We start from the raw sequence: 21,256 nt of genomic DNA on the forward strand, positions 1-21,256 counted from the left end.
TTATACCTCAGTACTTGGGAAAGTACAGCTTGTTCTTGTCGAGCTGGTAGGTCCACGGCAGGCCGGCATTCTTCCAGCCATTCACCACCCGCTGGCCAGCCTTCGGGCCATCCTTGGCCAGGTCACCTTCGTAACCATCGACCACGGTATAGACCTTGCGGTAACCGAGCTCACTGAGCAAATTAGCTGCGCGCGCGCTGCGGTCGCCGGAACGGCACATCAGGATGATGGTGTCATCCTTGCCAAGGCCTTTTGCCGCGAGACGGCGCCCGAGTTCCGGTGCGAAGTCATTGTTCGGCTCGAGCTTGAAGCGCCCTGCCTTGTCATCCCAGGGCGCGTCGTCCGGATGTTCGACGTAGGGGATGTTGGCATCCGCCACCGTCGGCATGCCAAGGTAGGACACTTCGGCGCGCGTGCGCACATCGACGAGATACGCCTTGTCGCCGAGCTTCTGCTTGAGCGCATAGGCTTCCGGCGCATCGACGTAGAGCGCCTGCTTCGTGCGCTTGACCTCCGGCACCTTGCCGGCATCGACCGCAAATGCCTGCGCACCTGCGAAGGCCAGTGCCAGCGAGACGGCCGCGAGTGCAACGAATTTTCGTGTGTTCATAATTTCCCTTTACCCTGGCGGGTATCAGACGTCCATACCCGGGTTGCCATCCAGGCCAATGATACGCGGCGTATTCAGCTTGCGCGGCGTGACGGTCTTCTTGTCGCGCAACCACTTCCCGACCACCTCCCACACTGGCTCGCCCTTCGCGCCTTCTGCAACCGGCGCCCAGCCCGCGACCTTGTAGGTCTTGCCGGCTTCGATCAGATTGCCGTTCAGGCGCATGTCCTGGATGCGAGAACCCATCTTCGCGCGCGGATCGATGGCATAGGTCATGCCGCCCACGCGCACCATGTCGCCGCCCTGCTGGTAGTACGGGTCCGGGTTGAACAGGTTGTCGGCCACATCTTCCATCACGGTCTTGATGGTTTCGCCGGTCATCTCGGTCAGCGTGCTGTACGAATACGTCGTCGCGGTCTGGTCGAGCAGGTGCTCCATGAGGATCGGGCTGTTGGGCAGCAGCGAAGTGCCCCAGCGGAAGCCCGGCGAGAACGCCAGGTCCGCGCCCTTCACATCGATCAGCGCATCGACGATCAGCTGATCGAAGGTGCCGTTGAAATTGCCGCGGCGGTACAGCGTGCCTTCGGTCATCGCCAGCTTTTCATTCAGCTTGGATTCATAGGGCGCGCGGACCTTCTTGATCAGCGCATCCATGTCCTTGTCGGCCGGCAGGAAGTTGGAGAACACCGGCAGCAGGCGGTACTTGAAGTCCTGGATCTTGCCGCCGCGCACGTCGAAGTCGAGCACGCCGAGGAATTTGCTGTTGCTGCCTGCATTGGTGACCAGCGTCTTGCCGCCGCTGTTGCTGACGACCACCGGCTGCGGCATGCCGTCATGCGTGTGACCGCCGAGAATGGCATCAATGCCGCGCACGCGCGAGGCCATCTTGATGTCCACATCCATGCCGTTGTGCGAGAGGACCACGACGACCTTCGCGCCCTTGCTGCGCGCTTCGTCAACCATCTTCTGCATGTTCTCGTCCTGGATGCCGAAGCTCCATTCCGGCACCATGTAGCGCGGATTGGCGATCGGCGTGTACGGAAAGGCCTGGCCGATGATCGCGACCTGCACGCCGTTCATTTCCTTCATGACGTAGGGCTCAAACACCTGGTCACCGAAGTCGGTGGTCTTGATGTTCTGCGCGACGAAATCGACCTTGCCCTTGAAATCCTTCTCGACAATTTCCTTCACGCGCTTGTCGCCCAGCGTCATTTCCCAGTGCGCGGTCATCACGTCCACGCCCAGCGCGAGGCAGGCATCGACCATGTCCTGTCCGTTGGTCCACAGCGCGGTGCCCGAGCCCTGCCACGTGTCGCCGCCGTCCAGCAGCAGCGCGCCCGGACGCGATGCCTTCATGCGCTTGACCAGCGTGGCCAGATGCGCGAAGCCGCCCACCTTGCCGTAGGTCTGCGCAGCCTTTTCGAAATCGAGGTACGAGAATGCATAGGCTTCCGCACTGTTCCGGCGGACGCCGACATGCTTCAGCAGTTTCTCGCCGACCAGGTGCGGCATGCGGCCGACGGCTTCACCTACGCCGAGGTTGACGCTCGGTTCGCGGAAATAGATCGGCAGGAGCTGCGCATGGCAGTCGGTGAAGTGGAGTAAGTGGACATTGCCGAAACGCGGCACGTCATACATCTTGCCTGCGGCGGGCGCGGCGAACGCGCTGCCCGCGTTCATCACCATTCCACTCGCAGCGGCAATACCCATGACATGCATGAATTCACGCCGATTCATTCCCATTGCTGTTCCTCGAATTTCTTGATTGGTTGAGTTGGGCGCGGGGGCCGCGCTTTATAAGTCCATTGACGATTTGGTATGCGGGCAGGATCTGGCTTTTCACACATTGGCCACTCCCCCCGTCGTTCCCGCGCAGGCGCGGACCCATAGTGAGTCTGCATTGTCCGGCTCAGCATGGGTCCGCGCCTGCGCGGGGACGACGGGGAAAATCAGACGGTAGATCAATGCCACGCCACCCGCATTCGGGCGCCGGCATCTTCCATCCGCCCGCATTCCTTGCCTTACTTGTTCGCCGGCGAAGCAGGATCCATCAGCAGCGCCATCACGTCTTTGATCTGCGTTTCCGTAAGAATGCCGGAGTGGCCGAAGCGCGGCATGTTGGAGCATGCGTTGAAGGCCTGGGAGTTGTAGATCTTGCCCCAGGTGTACTTCATGATCTCTTCGCTATTGCCGCGCAGCTTGCCGTAGTTATAGAGCGACGGTCCGATGTTGCCGAAGGAAATTTCCTCCTTCGTGATCTGGTGGCAGGCATAGCAGTTACCGCCGTTGGGTGCGCCTACCTTGTCGGAGGACTGCATGCCGCGGCCGTTCTGGGCGATCTTCTCGCCCTCCTGCCACTTGCCGAGATACTTGCCGTCGGACGGATACTTGATCGTCTTCATCTGGCCGGCCTCGATCTGCGCGGCGATCTCTTTCGGGCGCTCGGTCGGATACTCGCTGCAAAGACGCTGCGCTTCATCCTGGTTCAGCATGCGTTCCACCGTCGCTGGACCCTTTGACTTGAAATCGTTCTTGAGCAAGTCCATCGCCAGCTTGCCGTAGTCGCTGTCGGCAGCCACTGTGGCGCATCCCGCGATGGCGAGCGCGCCCGCCATCATGATGACAATATGTTTCATCTCGCTTCTCCTTATCGCTTCAGCGCCGGGGCGTTATACTCGCCGCCCTCTGCATTCTTGGCCAGGAACATCGTCAGCGCGGTGATCGCATCCGACGCATAACCTGGTTCGGGGAAACGCTGCTGGCGGAAGCAGTCGTTCAGGCGGTGCTGCATGGTGCGCACCTCGCCCTGCGAGACGCGATAGGCGGGCCATGTGGTGTACGCGGCCTGGGCGTTCTTCGGGTTGAGGATGTTGGGCAGTTCCTGCAGTCGGATGCGCTGTCCGTCGGTGCCGTGGCAGGTGGCGCAGGAAAAATCATGCGCGCCGGCGCGATAGAAGAAGATCTTCTTTCCTGCTTCGTACGCCGCCTTTTCCGCCGGGTGGCTGGTGGGCACCGCCATCTTCATCCCGCGCGACTCGGCCGTGATGTAGGACACGATGGCTTCGATGTCCGACGGTTTTCCCTGGGTCGCGAAGTGCTGTTTTGTCGCTTCTTCGCGGGTCAGGCCCTGGAGGTTCATGCGGCAGTACATCAAGCGCTGTTCCAGGTCCATGACCTTGCCGACATCCTTGAAGTAGCGCGGCAGTTCGACATAGGCGCCCTTGACGACGCCCGGCCCCTTGCCCAGGTCGCATTGTTCAAGCGAGACATTTTTGGGGCCCGCATTTTTTTTCCACAATTCCTCTCCGCGCATTTCCCACAGCTCGGCGGGGTTGCCATCGGCGAGCATCTGGCGATACTTGGCGATTTCATCCGTTGCGGACGTCTGCGCGAGTGCGGAAGCCGCCGTCGCCGAAGCCGCGATGGCGACCAATACAAGGCCTCTCCAGTTCATGCTGTCTCCTTGATACAAATCTGATTGGGTAAACACCGCTCTTCATGGCGGTGTGACATGGGCGCTGCAGGCACGGACGATCAGGAAATCGTGCCTTCATCGGTACGGGTGTCGCCCTTGGTGTCGACCCAGGTCACGCTGACCTTGTCGCCCTTAGCGCCGCCCTTGAACTTGAACGACAGGAACGGGTCCTTGGAGACCGACGGGCCGAACTGGGCGTCGAGCACCACCTTGTCCTTGCATTTCGCCGTCAGCGTCTTGATGTAGTGCGCCGGAATGATCTTGCCGGACGCGTCTTTGCGCTGACCGGTTTCCATGTCGTGACGCATGAGGATCTTGACTTCGACTACTTCGCCGTTTGCACTGGCGCGGATGCGCATTGGATCTGCCATGATGATTTCCTTCTGGTATTCGTAAAAATGTCTTTTGCGTTCCGGGCTGCGATCAGCCGCCGCAACCGCCGAGGGTGACCTTGATTTCCTTGGTCGCGACCAGCCACTTGCCGTCAGCCTTGACCAGCGCGTGCACGTTGGACGTGGCGCCCATCTTGACGCGGGTGCTGATCGCGGCGTCGGTACCGGCAGGAATGTTGAAGCCGGCGGACATGGCGCTCGGGTTCTTTTCCACGAGGATCGCCATGTATTCGGTGTTCGGCACTTTGCTGCTGACCGATACCGGGACCACTGCGCCGTTTTCGGCGATGTCCGGACCGGTAATGCTGACGTCGCCGCTGACTGCGAACTTGTCGCCGCCGAGCGCCTTCACCACGTCATCCAGGCTTTTCGCATCGAATGCGGTCTGGTTCCAGTCAGCTGCAAATACATCGCTTGCCTTCAGCAGGCCAGCGGTAAACGCCATGCCGAGAACTGCGGAAATACGCAGCATGTCGCGTCGATTCTGATTCATCTCTCTCTCCTATCGTAAAAACAAGGCTATCCGGTTCACTGATTCGCCCTGATGCATCGGGCGCGGCACGGGATACTTTCCCGCACAACGCCCACCAATTTCCTTACTTCGCGCCGGCCAGGACCCAGGTCACGAGGGTCTTGAGGTCGTCGTCCTTAACTTGTGCCTGCGGCGGCATCGGGACCGGGCCCCACACGCCGCTGCCACCGCTCTTGACCTTGGCGGTCAGCGTGGCCGGTGCGCCGGCGTTGCCCTTATATTTCGCTGCAACGTCATTGAAGCCAGGACCGACGATCTTGTTGCTCACGCCGTGGCATGCGGTGCATCCGCTCTTCTTCGCCAGCGCCAGGCCGTCGGAATCCGCGAATGCGCTGCCCGCCAGTGCGGTCAGTGCCGCTGCCATTACAAGTTTCTTCATGCTCTCTCCGTGTTTGATCGAATGTTGGTGTGATGCTTTGCTGCCGTATTGCCTGTCCGAGTGCTATTTCGCGCCGGTGAGGATCCAGGAGACGATGGTCTTGATCTCGTCATCCTTCACGTGGGCCTGCGAAGGCATCGGAACCGAACCCCAGACGCCGCTGCCGCCGCTCTTGATCTTGCCGACCAGGCTGGCCTCGGCAGAGGCGTTGCCCTTGTATTTCGCGGCGATCTCGTTGAAACCCGGACCGACGATCTTGTTCTCGACGCCGTGGCAGGCGACGCAGGCGTTCTTCTTCGCCATGGACAAGCCTGCCGGTTCGGCCGCGGCAGAGCTGCCCGCGGCGCTTGCCTTGGCTTCCTTGCCCGCCGACAGCGGGCCGGTCGGTGCCGGCTTCGTCGTGTCCGCACCGCGCACCTCACCGAAGGTGCGGTTCTGCAGCGCGATGTTGCCGTGCGCGTTGCGCGAGACGTCCGGCAGGGTGGAATGGATCTTCTCGTCGACCGGGCAGTTCTTCATGCAGGCCACGCTCTTGACGTCCGGCTTGCCGTGGATGTCCCACATGCCATGGTTGGTCGTCATGCCGTTACGGTTGGGCATGCGCTTCTGCACTTCCGCGATGTTGTCGTTCGACAGCGTGAAGTCGTCCGGAACGATCTCGGCCATGTTCAGGATGTACGCCACCACTGAATAGACCTCTTCCGTAGTAAGTGTCTTCGGCGCTGTCCATGGCATGGCACGATTGATGAAGTCCCATAGCGTGGAAACCGTCGCCACCTTCATGATGGTCGTCTTCTGCGGCTGGCGGCCATTGGTCAGCGAGGCCACGCGGCCGGTCTTGATGTCCTCCGGCGTGGTGCCGCCGATGATGGGCGTAAACACTTCGTTGGACTCACCGAAAGTGCCGTGGCAGCTGGCACACTTGCCCTCCCACACCTGCTGCCCCTTGGCGACCGTGCCCGAGCCTTTCGGCAGGCCCTTGAAGTCGGGCCGCACGTCGATGTCCCATGCGGCGATCTCTTTCGGGGTCGCGCTGCGGCCGATGTTCGGGAATTTCTCGGCGAACGCCAGGCCACTCGTGGCCGCCAGCGCCAGTACGGCGATGGAATTAATAAACCTGGACATTCGACACCTCTCCCGATTCTGCGACCTTCCAAGACTGGATGGCGTTGTTGTGATAAATGGACTTCGTTCCGCGTACGGCGCGCAGCTCGTTGATCTTTGGCTGCACATAGCCGGTTTCATCGATCGCGCGGGACTGCAGGACGACCGGCGAGCCGTCCCAAACCCAGTCGATGTTGAAGCGGGTGAGGCACTTGGACAGCACCGGCGTTTCAAGCCGCGCGGTGCGCCAGTTGCGGCCGCCATCGACAGAGACATCGACCCGCTTGATCTTGCCGCGGCCTGACCACGCCAATCCGGTGATGTTGAAGAAGCCCTTATCGAGCAGAACTTGCCCCGCGGACGGGGTGGTGATGACGGATTTGCACTCTTGGATCGAGGTGTACTGGCGGAAGGTGCCATCCGGCATGGCGTCCATGTAGTGGACTGCCTCGTCTTTGGTGGCATAGGGCTTGTCGCCGACTTCGATGCGGCGCAGCCACTTTACCCACGATACGCCCTGCACGCCCGGCACCACGAGGCGCAGCGGGTACCCGTTTTCGGGACGCAGCATTTCGCCGTTCATGCCCCATGCAACGATCACATCATCGAGCGCACGGTCGATTGAGATGGTGCGCGTCATGCCAGACCCATCGCCGCCTTCGGCCAGGATCACCTTCGCGTTCTTCTTGTCGAAGCCGCAGTCATCCAGCAGGTAGGACAGCGGGACGCCGGTGAATTCGCTGCAGCTCAGCATGCCGTGCGAATACTGCACCGTCGGCACGGCCACATTGCCCCACTCCATCGCGGTGTTCGCGCCGCATTCGATGAAGTGCATGCGCGATACGGAAGGCATGCGCATCAGGTCGTCCATGGTGTAGACCTTCGGGTTCTTCACCATGCCATTGATCATGAAGCGATGCTTGCTCGGATCGATGTCATACCAGCCCTGGTGATGACGCTCGAAATGCAGGCCGCTCGGCGTGATGATCCCAAACAGGCCTTGCAGCGGCGCGAATGCGACCGAAGCCTGCGACACGCGGGTCAGGCCGGGCGATTCGCGGCGCAGCAGGTTGGTTTCGAATTTGGACGGCATGCCGTAGGCATTGGTCGCAACCGGCTTGCCCAGCGTTTTTGCGTGTTCAGGCAGGTTGAGGATATTCGGATCCCCTTCGAAGCTGCCTGCGGCGGCCTGCGCCAGGGCGGTGCCGCTCGCCATGGCTGCGCCGGCCGCAAGGAAGCTCTTGCGGAGGAATCCGCGCCGTTCCTGGTTCAAGCCTTGCGTGGTAATCTCCTCCGCAAGCTTGCTGTCGACGAAGTTTTCCGGTGCCCTGAGAATCCGGCCCGTTTTCTTGATTTCATGAGACATGCAAAGTCATCCTCGGTGAATTGGATAAATTATTAAACCAATATAAACGTATATACCCACATAAGCATATTAATGGCAAAAAAGTAGGGAACCTTTCACGGTTCCCTGCCTTTTCACCGTTATTCGTCGTCAGTCGTACGGCTTGCGACAGCACCCTTGGCCAACGGATTCTTGACCCCGATCCTGTTCGATACCTGGCCGCATACAGTCAGGCATACATTCACCGTATTCTGGTCGTCGATACGGTAGTAGACCTGTGTTCCATCCTTGCGGCGAGCCAGGATCTTCGAGCGGTACAGCATGTTCAGCTGGCGCGACACGTTGGCCTGGGTCGAGGCGATCTCGGTCACGATCTCCCCGACCGGACGCTCCCCGCCGCAAAGCGCATGCAGGATCTTGAGCCGCGTCGGCTCGGACAGAAGGAAGAAGTAATTCGATACCTCCTCGAACAACTCCTGGATCTGCGCTTTAGCGACTTCCTTGTCCATGTTTTTAGAATTTCTTTATATGTGTAAGTGCGCATATAAACAAATTCGGCGAAAGTTTGCAAGAAGTTTTCGTTGTGCGGTGCAGAAAACGCATTCGTTCCGGCGACGCATCCGTGCGGCAACGAGTGCGCAAGCCGGAAGCGTCCCGCGCTATTCAACGCAGGACGCGTTCCGCCGGATCTGGTCCGGCGTTCCCTCATTGGCCCATCCTCCCTCTAGAACCGCTTGCTGATGGCGATTCCAAGGCTGTTCTGATGCATCGAAATGCTTTCCGTCCCGCCCGCACCCGGCCCGAGCACCGCGTTGAACAACGACCGTCCGCTGACACTGTTGCCGAACGCATGCATGTATGCCGCTGTGATTTCCGTTTCAGCAGACAGCGCATAGCTCATGCCCAGCGTCACATGATCCTGCACTACGGCCGGCGCCAGGATATTGAACGTCACCTCGTTTGCGACGATCGGATTGCTCGTATGGTTGTAGCCCGCGCGCAGTGTGATGGCGCGGCTGTATTGCCACTGCACGCCGAGGTGCACGGCATCCACGTCCTTCCACCCGAAGCCCGGACCGTTGGCTGCACCTAGCGGCGCTGGCGAGGCCGAGGAATTGCCGATGGCGGCAATACTGCTGTAGCGGATGCGCTCAATGTCGGCGGCAAGAGTCACCGAAGGCGTCGCTTCGACCGCAATGCCGACCGCGTAGCGCGCGGGAATATCGAAATCCCCCTGCCCGGCAAAGAGACCCCGGTACTTCGAAAACTCGCTCATGTGGATGCGGCTGCTGTAGGACGCGCCAAACGCCAGGCGATCGAAGCGACCAAGGTAGCCGACCCGCGCGCCGAATCCCCGCGAACTGTCGTATCCGTTGTTGGTCACATTGCCGGGCGACGAGGTGAATGGAGGAAAACCCGGCGCATTGTCGAAGGCCTGCGCGCCGACAAGACGGAAACGCTGGAATGTGAACAGGGGCGACACGCCAATGGAGTGCTCCGCTGCCGGCTTCCACGCCACGGTCGGCGCGACGGTCAACTGCATCAGGTTCACCCCGAGACGCCCGCTGCCGCACAACAGGTTCGCTGTGTTCGGCCCCGCCCCGCAGTTGAGCTGCCCGCCGGGATAATCGGTGTTCATGCCGCCGGCGCCATACACGGTTATCCCGAGCGACAGGTCATCGCGGAGCATGCGGTTATAGCCGAATTCAGGCACGGCAAAGTCATTGCTGTCGCTCCTGGCCGAGCCGTTCAGCCCCGGCGCCGCGCCGCTGCGCATTGCACTGCGCCTCGGCTGGAACCAGTCGATGCCGACATCCATACGGTTGCCGACCCACGCCATCCCGGCCGGATTGTTTGCGCCGGCCATGGCATCGAACGGCAGCGCAACGCCCACGCCGCCCATGCCTTTCGACCGCATGCCGTAGCCGTGGCTGAAGTAGCCATCGGTGGCATTGACCGCTCCCGTCGCAGCAAGGCACAGTGCCGCACATCCCGCGCGCGCAAATTCTGCCCTGCGCTTCCCTCGCGCATTCCTCGTCATCTTGCTGTCTCCTCGCAAATAGTTATCGGCCACGGTCCCCGAAAGGGGCCGCGGCTTCTTTTTTTTTCCTGGATGCGGATTGTTCGCCGGGTCGTTACATGACGCCGCTCACCGGACGATGCTCCAGCGTCCAAAGGTGCATTGAGCCGTCATACAGCTTGGTGGAACGGTTGCCGACGATTTCGGACATCACGAACCATGCGCCGGCCGCCAGATGGCCGCTGTTGCAGTAGGTGATGGAGGGTGCGCCCGCGTCGAGATCGCTGCCCAAGAAGAGATTGCGGTAGACCTGCGCCGAATAGAAATGCAGAGCGCCGTTCTGGCTGCGCGCAAGCAGCTCGGGCGCGTACGGCTTGGCACCGGCCACGTGGCCGAGCGCAAACACATAGTCGCGCTTGGACAGGCCGTGGTACTGCGGCAGCGGACGTGAATCGACCAGCTGCGCCGCCTTGCTGCTCGACGCCTGCGCCACGTCATCCGACGTCGCCACCAGCTCCTTGTGCTCGCCGCGCGAAGCCCAGTTGCCGGCCTTGCGGGGTGCGGGCGAAGTCGTCACGTCGCGCCCTTCGGCAAGCCATGCCGCCATGCCGCCATCCAGCACAGCGACATGCTCCTCGCCGTAGACCTTGAGCTGCCAGTACATGCGCAGTGCTTCATCGACGTCGGCTACATCCTTCCCGACAGGCACCAGAACGATCGGCTTGTCCGATTGAATGCCCGCCGCCTGCACGAGACGCTCGAACTGCTCCTTCGACGGCAGCATGTATTTGACCTTGATGCCGTTGACATTCTGCTCGGTGCGGATGGTGCCGAAATCGACCAGCATGGAATCAGGGATATGACCGCCGACCGCCGCAACCACCTTCTTTCCCGTTTTCTTCTCGGTTTCGATCTTCGGTTGCGCCGTATAGGAATCGGTGTCGGAACGCACGTCCACCACCTGCACTTCACTGCGATGCTGCGCGAGCCATGCCGTATCGACTACCGGCCCCGGCAGATCGACGGCGAACGCGGGAAGGCTGGCAACGCCCAGCGCGGCTGCGGCCAACAGGACTCTTGTTTTCATGTTCTCTCCTCTACTCACGGGTTGATGCCGGCGGATTGGAAATAATCCACCAGCGAGACTTGCTTCTCACTGATCACTGCCAGTTTTCTGTCTTCGAGCACCTGGTCCAGGCTCGCCTTGCGCGTGCGTTTCGCCACCACCGTGTCGCGCTTGCGCAGCAGGTCGCCGATGTCGCCCTTGTAGGCGCGCACGAACGCCGTGATCCATGCCGCCACCGGCGCCATCCGGCCACGCGCATCGACGCGGAACCGCGCCAGCCGCGACTCCATGCCCGAGCTGTCGATCCAGGTTTCGTCCGTCACCCAGCGGTTGGTGGAAAAGATCCGCATGGGCATGCCGAACGTATCGAGCGAGATGCCGACCAGGTGGCTGAACGATGCCGTACTGCCGTTGCCGGGAACGAACACATGGAAATGGCCGTGCTCACCCTCCACACGTTCGTCAGCGGAATGTGCGTGGTAAAAAAACCTGCTCTGACTCACCTTGTCATGCACGTCCCGCGCCGGGTAATGCTGCCATTCGACGAATCGGGATGCGCCGGCGAGCGCCGCCGTGGCGAGTCCCGGCCCCGCCTGCATGATGTGCAACTGTGCGACGAGCAGGCTGCGCGCCGATTGGTGGTTGGCCTTCATCACACCCGCCTCGGTGCCATTTCTAGTCCTTCTTCGGCGCGCAGGGATTCTCGGCTTTCTTCGATTTCTTCGGTGCGCAGGGGTTCTCGCCCTTCGCCTTCTTTGCTTTTTTCGCCGGTGCGCACGGATTGGCGGCCTTCTCGCCGGCAACCGGCGCGCAGGGATTCATCGCCTTGCCGGAATCCGCGGCAATCGCCATCGGTGCGGCGACCGTGGTGGCGAGGGCGATGACCAGCGCCGACAGGGTTTCGCGTGCCGCTGCGCCGGTGCGCTTTGTTGATGTGCGTTTCTTCTGCATTGCTCTCTCCTTGAATGAACATGTCGCGGCACCTTGCCGCAGTTGATTAATGTTTCTCGTACCCAGCGCCATCGACTGCCTGCTCGGCAGTGACTGCGCCGCCCGCGCGCCGCTCGAAGCGGCCGCCGATCCAGAACACCGCGACCGCAGCGGCGACCATGATCACGTTGACCAGCCATTCCGGCAGGTTCAGCGCCTGCGGCAAAGTGTCGCCACCGCCGAATTCACCGGCCGACGTGAGGGCTTCCAGCCAGCCGAAGGCGCCGGCAAAGAGCCAGGTGCCGATCAGCAGGCCGCCGAGGAAGACAAGTGCATCGAGCCGGCCGGACACCATGCCGACCATCGATGTGCCGGGGCAGTAGCCGCCGACCGCAAAACCCGCGCCGACCAGCGCGCCGCCAGCTGCTGCTGCCCACAAGAAGGCGGGCGGAATGAAAATACCGTCACCTTCGACCAGTCCGACAAGCTTGAAGACATAGAGGCCGACCGCTGTCACCACGATGGCGGTGAACATCACCTTGAACACCGACCAGTCGGTCAGGCGAAATTGCGCGGTAAGTTTGCAGGGGCTGCCGAAGCCGGCGTTTTCCAGCACGAAGCCGAAGAGAAAACCGCACAGGAGTCCGGAACCGACATCTCCGAGAAGGCCGCCCATCACACCACCCCGCGCACGATACGGCTCACGATGAGCCCGACTGCAAAGAAAGCCACCAGGAAGGCGAAGCCCGCAAGGCTCAGGGTTGCCGCACCCGACAGGCCAAGCCCGCTGGTGCATCCGGCTGAAATCCGCGCCCCGAAACCGGCGAGCAGGCCGCCGATCAGCGCCGTCGTCAGCCGGCGTGGCGTGCCGAGCGTGCGCGCCCCATCGAGCTGCACACGGAAGCGCCCCGAACGCCAGGCGGCGAACGCGGCGCCAATGACGACGCCCAGCACCTGCCATGTGATCCACGACGGCAGCGGATTGCCCCCCTCCACCATGCCGCCCAGATAGCGATTGGCCTCGGTGGCCGCCGGCGCGACCTCGATACCGATCCAGGCCGCCAGGCGGGTGGTAAAACCGGTCGCTCCGAGCCCGTGCCCGGTCAGCACGAACGTGAGCAGCAGGGTCAGGCCGAGCGCCAGTCCGGCCAGCCATGGCGACCAGAATGGCTTGATGCTGCATTGCGCGGATGTCTTCATGTCGTCGTCCTCCTTTGGTGATGTTGTCTTTTTACCGTTGGCGACGCCGCACTCGAAACCGGCATCGCCATCGCCGGTTACCTCATTCAGGCCCTTCCACATCGACCGTACCGTAGTGCTCGAACAGCGACGATGCACCCGTCATCACCACGGCCGCTTTCTCCACGGCGCCTGCGACGCTTTCACAGATGGTCTGGCAGATGGCAAGCAGTTGTGCGTCAGCGACGCCATAGAAAATCTGGCTGCCGTCGCGACGGCGGCTGATCATGCCGGCGCGATGCATCATGCGGAGGTGATGGGAGATGTTCGGCTGGGTCGTGCCGGTGCGTTCGGCTATCGCTGTCACGGACTTCTCGCCGCAACAGATGGCGCGCATGATCTTCAGGCGCGTCGGCTCCGAGAGGATGAGAAAGCGCGCCGCGGCGGCGGTGAAAACCTCGTCGCGCGTTTCGTCAGCCAGATGGTAAGGTGCTTTGGGCATGCGGCATACAATATGCTCACATGCTCATATAGTCAATACTCAATAATTGTTTTGCGCCATGCCCTGCATTTCAGGGCACAGTCGCCTCTGACAGCGTACCGATTCGGGTCGCGATTCCTTGCACAAACTGCAAGCAAACCATGGCGGCATTACGCTCCGGCCGCCCGCTCCTCCCGCGTCAGCCGGTTGCGCACGTGGACCGTCGTCTCCGCGAACGCGGAATCGAGATAGGCACCCGCCTGCCTGATGATGAAATCCTTGAACGCCGCAGTGGCCGGCGACAGGTTCTTGTTGCGCAGATGCGCTGCATACCAGGTGCGCATCATCGGCATGCCCTTCACGTCGAGCACGGCCAGTTCGCCCGCCTTCAGTTCCAGCGCCAGCGTGTGCAGCGAAATGAAGCCGAGCCCGAGGCCGGCGATCACTGCCTGCTTGATCGTCTCGTTGCTGCCCATCACCATGCCGCGCTTCGGCTGCACCTGCTGCTCGCTGAAAAAGCTTTCCATTGCCAGCCGGGTTCCCGACCCCTCCTCGCGCAGCAGGAAGGTCTCTTCGTTCAGCTCGGCGGGCTTGATCTTGCGGCGTGCCGCGAGCGGATCGTCCGGCGACGCGATGATCACATGCGGATGCCGCGCCAGCGGGAACGACAGCACATCCATTTCCTGCGGCGGACGCCCCATGATGGCGAGGTCGATCTCGTTGTTGTGCAGGAGTTGGATCAGCGTCTCGCGATTGCTGACGGCAATGCGCAACTCGATTTCAGGATGGTTCTGCTTGAACAGAGCGATCAGCTTCGGCACGAAATACTTCGCCGTGCTGACCAGTGCCACCGACACCAGGCCCTTGCGCAGGCCCGTCAGCGAAGCGAGGCTGTCCTGCGCGTTCTTGATGGCACCGAGCACTTCATGCGCAGTGCGTTCGATCTGCCTGCCCGCTTCCGTCAGGTACATCTTCTTGCCGATCTTGTCGAACAGCGGCATGCCTACCGTCTCTTCCAGCTGGCGTATCTGCATCGACACGGCAGGCTGCGTCAGGAACAGTTCCTCCGAGGCACGCACAAAGCTGAGATGGCGTGCGGCAACGCTGAATATCTGCAACTGCCGCATCGTGAGGTTCTTCATCGCTTCTCCGGTGGCGGAAATATCCGCGCGTCATTAATTAAGTAAAACCTTACTTATACCCTAATTATTATTGAATTTTCTTTATTCTTCCATTTGCCTACACTTCAGCCATCGATGATCTCTTCACGATAAACCACAATCTTGCCAAGGAGTGACAGATGACTGTCAAGAAGTACAGCGCAGGTGTCAAGGAATACCGCAGCACCTATTGGGAGCCATTTTATAGCGTCAAGGATACGGACATCCTTGCCTGCTTCAAGATCACCCCGCAGCCCGGCGTGGACCGCGAAGAAGCGGCAGCCGCGGTTGCTGCCGAATCGTCCACCGGCACCTGGACCACGGTCTGGACCGACCTGCTAACCGATCTCGACTACTACAAGGGCCGCGCCTACCGCATCGAAGACGTGCCGGGTGACGATACCTGCTTCTACGCCTTCATCGCCTATCCGATCGACCTGTTCGAGGAAGGCTCTGTCGTCAACGTGTTCACCTCGCTGGTGGGCAACGTGTTCGGCTTCAAGGCCATCCGCGCGCTGCGACTGGAAGACGTGCGCTTCCCGATCGCCTACGTGAAGACCTGCGGCGGTCCGCCGAACGGCATCCAGGTGGAACGCGACCGCATGAACAAGTACGGCCGTCCGCTGCTCGGCTGCACCATCAAGCCCAAGCTCGGCCTGTCGGCAAAGAACTATGGCCGCGCCGTGTACGAATGCCTGCGCGGCGGCCTGGACTTCACCAAGGACGACGAAAACGTCAACAGCCAACCGTTCATGCGCTGGCGCGACCGTTTCGACTTTGTGATGGAAGCGATCCACAAGGCCGAAAAGGAAACCGGCGAGCGCAAGGGCCACTACCTGAACGTGACCGCACCGACGCCGGAAGAAATGTACAAGCGTGCGGAGTATGCGAAGTCGATCGGCGCACCGATCATCATGCACGACTACATCACCGGCGGCTTTTGCGCCAACACGGGCCTCGCCAACTGGTGTCGCGACAACGGCATGCTGCTGCACATCCACCGTGCGATGCACGCCGTGCTTGACCGTAATCCGCACCACGGCATCCACTTCCGCGTGCTGACCAAGATCCTGCGCCTGTCGGGTGGCGATCACCTGCACTCGGGTACCGTCGTGGGCAAGCTGGAAGGCGACCGCCAGGCAACGCTGGGCTGGATCGACCTGATGCGCGACCGCTTCGTGGAAGAAGACCGCAGCCGCGGCATCTTCTTTGACCAGGACTGGGGCTCCATGCCGGGCATGTTCCCGGTCGCGTCCGGCGGCATCCACGTCTGGCACATGCCGGCACTGGTTTCCATCTTCGGTGACGACTCGGTCCTGCAATTTGGCGGCGGCACGCTCGGCCATCCGTGGGGCAATGCAGCCGGCGCGGCAGCCAACCGCGTCGCCCTCGAAGCCTGCGTGGAAGCACGCAACCAGGGCCGCGAAATCGAGAAGGAAGGCAAGGACATCCTGATCGCCGCCGCGAAGCAGTCGCCGGAACTGCGCGCCGCGATGGAAACCTGGAAGGAAATCAAGTTCGAGTTCGACACCGTGGACAAGCTGGACGTGGTGCACAAGTAAACGACACTTGATCAGAATCGGAGATAAGAAATGAGCGACATGCAAGACTACAAATCGCGGCTGTCCGACCCGGCCAGCCGCAAGTTCGAAACCTTTTCCTACCTGCCCGCGATGGATGGGGAACGCATCCGCAAGCAGGTGGCGTACCTGGTGAGCAAGGGCTGGAATCCGGCCATCGAGCACACCGAACCGGAAAATGCGTTCGACCACTACTGGTACATGTGGAAGCTGCCAATGTTCGGTGAAACCGATGTCAGCAATATCCTGGCTGAGGCGGAAGCCTGCCACCGCGCCAACCCGAATCATCATGTGCGCCTGGTCGGCTATGACAATTTCAAGCAGAGCCAGGGTGCTTCCATGGTGATCTACCGCGGCGCGACTGTCTGAGTTTGAGAGCCAGGGCCACTGTGTCCGGCACGCCCTCTCCGACGCGCATTGGGGCGAAGCTTGTACGCATGCATCCCGGCGTCGCGGATAGGAATGGGGAAGAACTTCTAGCAGAGTACCTCCCTGCCCATTCCGTTCCGCCTCGCCCGGGGCTGCATGCTGCAACAACGTCGGGAAATGGAATGCCGGGCTGCGGAAACGGTGTGCCTTTTTCGGCGGCAGAGCGCTGCGTTCTGCCGCATTTTTTGGAAACAGCATCATGACCGACCCGATCGCACAATATCGTTTTCGAGAAGAGCCTTTCTATCGCGCCAGCGGCGACGAGATCTCGCTGTATGAAGCCGCCTACGCCGTCAGGATGCCGATGATGCTCAAGGGCCCGACCGGCTGCGGAAAGACCCGCTTCGTCGAATACATGGCGTGGCGCCTCGACCGGCCGCTGATCACCGTCGCCTGCAATGAGGACATGACCGCATCCGACCTGGTCGGCCGCTTCCTGCTCGGCACTGATGGCGCGCACTGGCAGGATGGGCCGCTGGCGATGGCTGCGCGCCATGGCGCGATCTGCTACCTCGATGAAGTGGTGGAGGCACGTCAGGACACGACGGTCGTGATCCATCCGCTGACCGATACACGCCGCGTGCTGCCGCTCGACAAGAAGAACGAGCTGGTGCACGCCCATCCCAATTTCCAGCTGGTGATTTCCTACAATCCGGGCTACCAGAGCCTAATGAAGGATCTGAAACAATCCACCAAGCAGCGTTTCTGCGCGCTCGACTTCGACTACCCCGCGCGGCAGGTCGAACTCGAAGTGATCATGCATGAAACCGGCGTGGACGAAGACATCGCCAGCCGCCTCGTCGGCATCGGCGAGCGCGGCCGCAACCTGAAGGGGCACGGTCTCGACGAAGGCATTTCGACGCGCATGCTGGTCTACGCCGGCGCGCTGATCGCGCGGGGCGTCAAGCCGCTCGATGCCTGCCGGATGGCGCTGGTGCGCCCGCTGACCGACGATCCCGACATGCGCGACGCCCTCGACGCCGCCGTCACAACCTACTTCTGAGCCGATATCCATGCTGGCCGAGCACACCGACATCACCGAGCTGCCCGACGCGATCCGCGAAGCGATCGACGCCGCCGCAACACAGGCCGCGAAGACGTTCACGCCGCACGGGCTGGTGTCGTACCACGCCGGCATTGCGGCGCTGCACCGCCTCGGTCGCGGCGATGACGTGCCGATCGCATTCGTGAGCGCGGCGCCGGCCATCGCTCGCGAACTCGGTGAGGACAGCCTCGACGAACTGGTGCAGGAGGCGCTGAGGCTGGCATCGAAAACCAGCGGCGCGGTGATCGAGCGTCTGATCGAAACGGCCCCGCTCGCCGCATCCCGCCTCGGCGATGCAACGGTGTTCCACGGCTACCTCGCACTGGTTACACATATCGCCGCCAATGCGCCGCGCGCCTTGCGCCCGATGCTCGACAAGATGGACACCCTGCTCGGGCAGCTCACGCTGGGCGGGCTGCGGCGCTGGGCGCAATGGGGCATCCACGCACATCGCACGCATTTCGACGACCAAGTGCGCTACTTCGGCCTCGAGAGCACGGAATCGCTGGCGATCCTGCAGCAGGAACGGCGCGGCACGCTGTTTGTCGATGTGCACCGACGCATCGGCATGTACCTGCGCGCACTGTACGGCCTCGATTTCATCCTGCGCCCGACTGCCGGTGATTTCGAATCGCGCAGCGGCTATCGCCCCACGATTGGCGAATTCATCATCCACGTTCCCGACGCCTATGACGATGCCGGCGACGTGTGCGGCCTGGATATCTACCGTGCGGCGGCGGTCCACGCCGCGGCACATATCGTCCACACGACCGACCGCCTTTCCTCCGACGGATTGGCTCCGTTGCAAATCGCCGCGATCGAGGTAATCGAAGATGCGCGCATCGAGGCGCTGGCCATGCAGCAGTTTCCCAGGCTGCGCCAGCTGTGGTCGCGCCAGCACACGGCAACACCGGCGCAAGGCGCCACGATCGGCGATTATCTCGATCGCGTTGCGCGCGCCCTGCTCGATGGGTCCTATGCGGACGATCATCCGATCATTGCCGACATCCGCAAGCGCTTCACGGAGGCAGGCAACTGGCGCGACAACGCCCTCTCGAGGGACATCGGCCTTGCGCTCGCGACACAACTGTCGACGCTCGGCATCACGCACCGCCCGGCGAACGACATTCTCTCCGCACCTTATCGCGACGACAACCGCCACACATGGGAATTCCGCGGCTACGACACGCGCGCCGCGCTGGAGGAGCGCCTGCGCTTCTCGCGCCAGCAGCGCCGCAATGTGAGCCTGATGGAATTCATCAACGAGATCGATACGGAAACGGCCGGCGACGACGCGCAGGAAGTCTGGGTGCTGCAGAGCGAGCTCTTCCCCTATGAGGATTTCGGCGTGTCGTACAACGCCAGCGGGAATAATGCGGAAACGGCCATGCCGCTGCCCTATCCGGAATGGGATTACCGCATCCAGATGCAGCGCCCGGCGTGGACGCAAGTCATCGAGTCACGCCCCGACGCCGCCGATGCTTCACGCATTGACGACATCCTGACGCAGCACAAGCCCTTGACCTCCCGCTTGCAGCGCCTGATCGAGGCCTTGCAGCCGCAGGGCGTGCAGCGCCTGCGCAAACAGGAAGACGGCGATGAGATCGACCTGAACGCGGTGCTCGACGCCTGGACCGACATCCGTCGCGGACAGATGCCGGACAACCGCTTCATGCTGCGACACAAGCGCTCGGTACGCGACATTGCGGTGATGATACTGCTCGATCTTTCTGAATCGGCGAATGAAACGATCGCGGGCTCCGGCCAGCGTATCATCGATCTCGCACTCGAAGCGGCGGTGCTGACCGCGGATACGCTGGAGCGCATCGGCGACCCCTTCGCCATTCACGGCTTCCAGTCGGATGGACGGCATGCCGTGCACTACCGCCGTTTCAAGGATTTCAAGCAGCCGTACGACGCGCAGGCCAAGGGCCGTCTGTGCGGGATGCGTGCCGAACTGTCAACGCGCATGGGCGCGGCACTGCGGCATGCGACGCGCCTGATGCAAAAACAGCCACAGAAGCAGAAGTTGTTGCTGTTGCTGACCGACGGTGCGCCCGCCGACATCGACGAACGCGATCCGCAGTACCTGCGCCAGGATGCGAAGAAAGCGGTGGAAGAGGCGCGACGCGCTGGCATTACAAGTTTCTGCCTGAGCCTCGATCCACTGGCTGATGATTATGTCGAGCGGATCTTCGGCAGGAGTCATGCGATGGTTTTGGACAACATCAGGCGGCTGCCGGAAAAGTTGCCTGCGCTCTATGCGGCATTGACAAAATGAGCACGGTCATCTCACTTTGTGGGAGCGGTTTTCGGCTGCCGGAAAAATCGCGAATGATAAGCAAAATTTATGTTCACCGTAAAAACGTCTGAATGTATATTATTTACGTACTTAGTTATATTTAGACATATCAAGAATCCCTGGAGACAACATGCCTAACGGACGCACCACTTTCAGCAAGTTCATCATCGAGCAGCAAGGCCGGCTCGAGAATGCGGACACCGAGCTGACCGCCTTGCTCAACGATGTGCAGACCGCCTGCAAATACATCGCCTCGGCCATCTCGCGCGGCGCGCTCACCGGCAAGCTGGGAACCACGGCGCAGGTCAACGTGCAGGGCGAAACGCAGAAGGAACTCGACGTCGTCTCGAACGAGATCTTCATCGAAAGCTGCGCGCTCGGCGGTCAGCTTGCGGGACTGGCGTCCGAAGAAATGGAAGACGTCTATCCGATCACCAGCCCGACCAAGCGCGGCCGCTTCCTGCTCGTGTTCGACCCGCTCGACGGTTCATCGAACATCGACGTCAATGTTTCCGTCGGATCGATTTTCTCCATCCTGCGCGCGCCGGATGACAGGGACGCCGTTACTGCCGAAGACTTCCTGCAATCCGGCACCCGGCAGGTCGCCGCAGGCTATGCCATCTATGGCCCGGTGTCGATGATCGTGCTTACCATGGGCGACGGCGTGAATGGTTTCACGCTGGATCGCGAGATCGGCGCATTCATCCTCACCCATCCGAACCTGCGCATCCCCGCCGAGACGCGCGAGTTTGCCATCAACACCTCCAACGCGCGTTTCTGGGAGCCGCCGGTGCGCCGTTATGTGGAGGAATGCGTGGCCGGTCGCACCGGTCCGCGCGACACCGATTTCAACATGCGCTGGATCGCGTCGATGGTGGCCGAAGTGCACCGCATTCTCATGCGCGGCGGCCTCTTCATGTACCCGCGCGACAACAAGGATACGTCCCGGCCGGGCCGCCTGCGCCTCATGTACGAGGCCAATCCGATGAGCATGATCGTCGAACAGGCAGGCGGCCTCGCCTCGACCGGCTATGAACGCATCCTTGACGTCAAACCGACCAACCTGCATCAGCGCATTCCAGTGATCCTGGGTTCACGCGACGAAGTCCGGCGCCTTGAGCAATACCACGCCGAATATGCAGCGGGAACGGACAAACCGTTCGAGTCCCCGCTCTTCAACACGCGTAGCCTCTTCATGCGGGGAATTTAACTCATCATCACTGGAAA

At 61.5% G+C, this 21,256-nt stretch carries 23 protein-coding genes; 5 read left to right on the top strand and 18 right to left on the bottom strand.

The window, feature by feature from the left end:
* Window positions 1–7: 7 nt before the first annotated feature.
* From VJ698_RS07395 to VJ698_RS07480, 18 genes are all read right to left on the bottom strand, one after another.
* Entirely contained in the window at window positions 8–610 is a 603-nt protein-coding gene (locus tag VJ698_RS07395) for a rhodanese-like domain-containing protein (RefSeq protein ID WP_324102076.1), read from the bottom strand.
* 24 nt (window positions 611–634) lie between these two features.
* Entirely contained in the window at window positions 635–2,347 is a 1,713-nt protein-coding gene (gene soxB / locus VJ698_RS07400) for a thiosulfohydrolase SoxB (protein ID WP_324102197.1), read from the bottom strand.
* A gap of 284 nt (window positions 2,348–2,631) precedes the next feature.
* On the bottom strand, window positions 2,632–3,246 hold the full coding sequence (gene soxX, locus VJ698_RS07405; protein WP_324102077.1) for a sulfur oxidation c-type cytochrome SoxX: 615 nt from the start codon (window positions 3,244–3,246) through the stop codon (window positions 2,632–2,634).
* Window positions 3,247–3,257: 11 nt separating this feature from the next.
* A complete protein-coding gene (soxA, locus tag VJ698_RS07410; protein WP_324102078.1) occupies window positions 3,258–4,064 on the bottom strand; it encodes a sulfur oxidation c-type cytochrome SoxA in 807 nt (268 codons plus the stop codon).
* A gap of 80 nt (window positions 4,065–4,144) precedes the next feature.
* The gene (soxZ, locus tag VJ698_RS07415) at window positions 4,145–4,456 is read right to left on the bottom strand and encodes a thiosulfate oxidation carrier complex protein SoxZ (RefSeq protein WP_324102079.1); all 312 of its coding nucleotides are present in this window, start codon (window positions 4,454–4,456) and stop codon (window positions 4,145–4,147) included.
* A 52-nt stretch (window positions 4,457–4,508) separates the two neighbouring features.
* Window positions 4,509–4,970, bottom strand: a complete 462-nt coding sequence (gene soxY, locus VJ698_RS07420) for a thiosulfate oxidation carrier protein SoxY (RefSeq protein ID WP_324102080.1) — start codon at window positions 4,968–4,970, stop codon at window positions 4,509–4,511.
* Window positions 4,971–5,073: 103 nt separating this feature from the next.
* Window positions 5,074–5,388, bottom strand: a complete 315-nt coding sequence (locus tag VJ698_RS07425) for a c-type cytochrome (protein WP_324102081.1) — start codon at window positions 5,386–5,388, stop codon at window positions 5,074–5,076.
* A gap of 63 nt (window positions 5,389–5,451) precedes the next feature.
* Window positions 5,452–6,513 carry a c-type cytochrome gene (locus tag VJ698_RS07430; RefSeq protein ID WP_324102082.1) on the bottom strand — a complete coding sequence of 354 codons (1,062 nt, stop codon included), beginning with the start codon at window positions 6,511–6,513 and terminating at the stop codon, window positions 5,452–5,454.
* The gene (soxC, locus tag VJ698_RS07435) at window positions 6,497–7,858 is read right to left on the bottom strand and encodes a sulfite dehydrogenase (protein WP_324102083.1); all 1,362 of its coding nucleotides are present in this window, start codon (window positions 7,856–7,858) and stop codon (window positions 6,497–6,499) included. Before soxC ends, VJ698_RS07430 begins: the two co-directional genes overlap by 17 nt.
* A 119-nt stretch (window positions 7,859–7,977) precedes the next feature.
* A complete protein-coding gene (locus VJ698_RS07440) occupies window positions 7,978–8,346 on the bottom strand; it encodes a metalloregulator ArsR/SmtB family transcription factor (protein WP_324102084.1) in 369 nt (122 codons plus the stop codon).
* A 215-nt stretch (window positions 8,347–8,561) separates the two neighbouring features.
* A complete protein-coding gene (locus VJ698_RS07445; protein WP_324102085.1) occupies window positions 8,562–9,878 on the bottom strand; it encodes an OmpP1/FadL family transporter in 1,317 nt (438 codons plus the stop codon).
* A 94-nt stretch (window positions 9,879–9,972) separates the two neighbouring features.
* Complete coding sequence (locus tag VJ698_RS07450) at window positions 9,973–10,944, bottom strand: sulfurtransferase (protein WP_324102086.1); 972 nt, start codon at window positions 10,942–10,944, stop codon at window positions 9,973–9,975.
* Window positions 10,945–10,958: 14 nt separating this feature from the next.
* Window positions 10,959–11,576, bottom strand: coding sequence for a DUF6969 family protein (locus tag VJ698_RS07455; RefSeq protein WP_324102087.1), 618 nt, complete (start codon window positions 11,574–11,576; stop codon window positions 10,959–10,961).
* Between the two features lie 22 nt (window positions 11,577–11,598).
* Complete coding sequence (locus VJ698_RS07460) at window positions 11,599–11,874, bottom strand: hypothetical protein (RefSeq protein ID WP_324102088.1); 276 nt, start codon at window positions 11,872–11,874, stop codon at window positions 11,599–11,601.
* Window positions 11,875–11,920: 46 nt separating this feature from the next.
* A complete protein-coding gene (locus VJ698_RS07465) occupies window positions 11,921–12,529 on the bottom strand; it encodes a YeeE/YedE thiosulfate transporter family protein (RefSeq protein ID WP_324102089.1) in 609 nt (202 codons plus the stop codon).
* Window positions 12,529–13,191: a YeeE/YedE thiosulfate transporter family protein gene (locus VJ698_RS07470; RefSeq protein ID WP_324102090.1), complete on the bottom strand. Its 663-nt coding sequence runs from the start codon at window positions 13,189–13,191 to the stop codon at window positions 12,529–12,531. Before VJ698_RS07470 ends, VJ698_RS07465 begins: the two co-directional genes overlap by 1 nt.
* The gene (locus VJ698_RS07475; protein ID WP_324102091.1) at window positions 13,136–13,534 is read right to left on the bottom strand and encodes a metalloregulator ArsR/SmtB family transcription factor; all 399 of its coding nucleotides are present in this window, start codon (window positions 13,532–13,534) and stop codon (window positions 13,136–13,138) included. The genes VJ698_RS07470 and VJ698_RS07475 overlap by 56 nt, the downstream gene beginning before the upstream one ends.
* A gap of 149 nt (window positions 13,535–13,683) precedes the next feature.
* Entirely contained in the window at window positions 13,684–14,655 is a 972-nt protein-coding gene (locus VJ698_RS07480) for a LysR family transcriptional regulator (RefSeq protein WP_324102092.1), read from the bottom strand.
* Between the two features lie 158 nt (window positions 14,656–14,813).
* Here VJ698_RS07480 and VJ698_RS07485 point away from each other — a divergent pair, with 158 nt between their 5' ends.
* From VJ698_RS07485 to VJ698_RS07505, 5 genes are all read left to right on the top strand, one after another.
* Entirely contained in the window at window positions 14,814–16,235 is a 1,422-nt protein-coding gene (locus tag VJ698_RS07485; protein ID WP_324102093.1) for a form I ribulose bisphosphate carboxylase large subunit, read from the top strand.
* Window positions 16,236–16,265: 30 nt separating this feature from the next.
* Window positions 16,266–16,622 carry a ribulose bisphosphate carboxylase small subunit gene (locus tag VJ698_RS07490; protein WP_324102094.1) on the top strand — a complete coding sequence of 119 codons (357 nt, stop codon included), beginning with the start codon at window positions 16,266–16,268 and terminating at the stop codon, window positions 16,620–16,622.
* A gap of 259 nt (window positions 16,623–16,881) precedes the next feature.
* Window positions 16,882–17,685: a CbbQ/NirQ/NorQ/GpvN family protein gene (locus VJ698_RS07495; protein WP_324102095.1), complete on the top strand. Its 804-nt coding sequence runs from the start codon at window positions 16,882–16,884 to the stop codon at window positions 17,683–17,685.
* A gap of 10 nt (window positions 17,686–17,695) precedes the next feature.
* Complete coding sequence (locus VJ698_RS07500; RefSeq protein WP_324102096.1) at window positions 17,696–20,008, top strand: nitric oxide reductase activation protein NorD; 2,313 nt, start codon at window positions 17,696–17,698, stop codon at window positions 20,006–20,008.
* Between the two features lie 151 nt (window positions 20,009–20,159).
* A complete protein-coding gene (locus VJ698_RS07505) occupies window positions 20,160–21,239 on the top strand; it encodes a class 1 fructose-bisphosphatase (protein WP_324102097.1) in 1,080 nt (359 codons plus the stop codon).
* Window positions 21,240–21,256 lie beyond the last annotated feature (17 nt).

This window comes from Noviherbaspirillum sp., from assembly GCF_035254685.1.
In the GTDB taxonomy this organism is placed as follows: domain Bacteria; phylum Pseudomonadota; class Gammaproteobacteria; order Burkholderiales; family Burkholderiaceae_D; genus Noviherbaspirillum.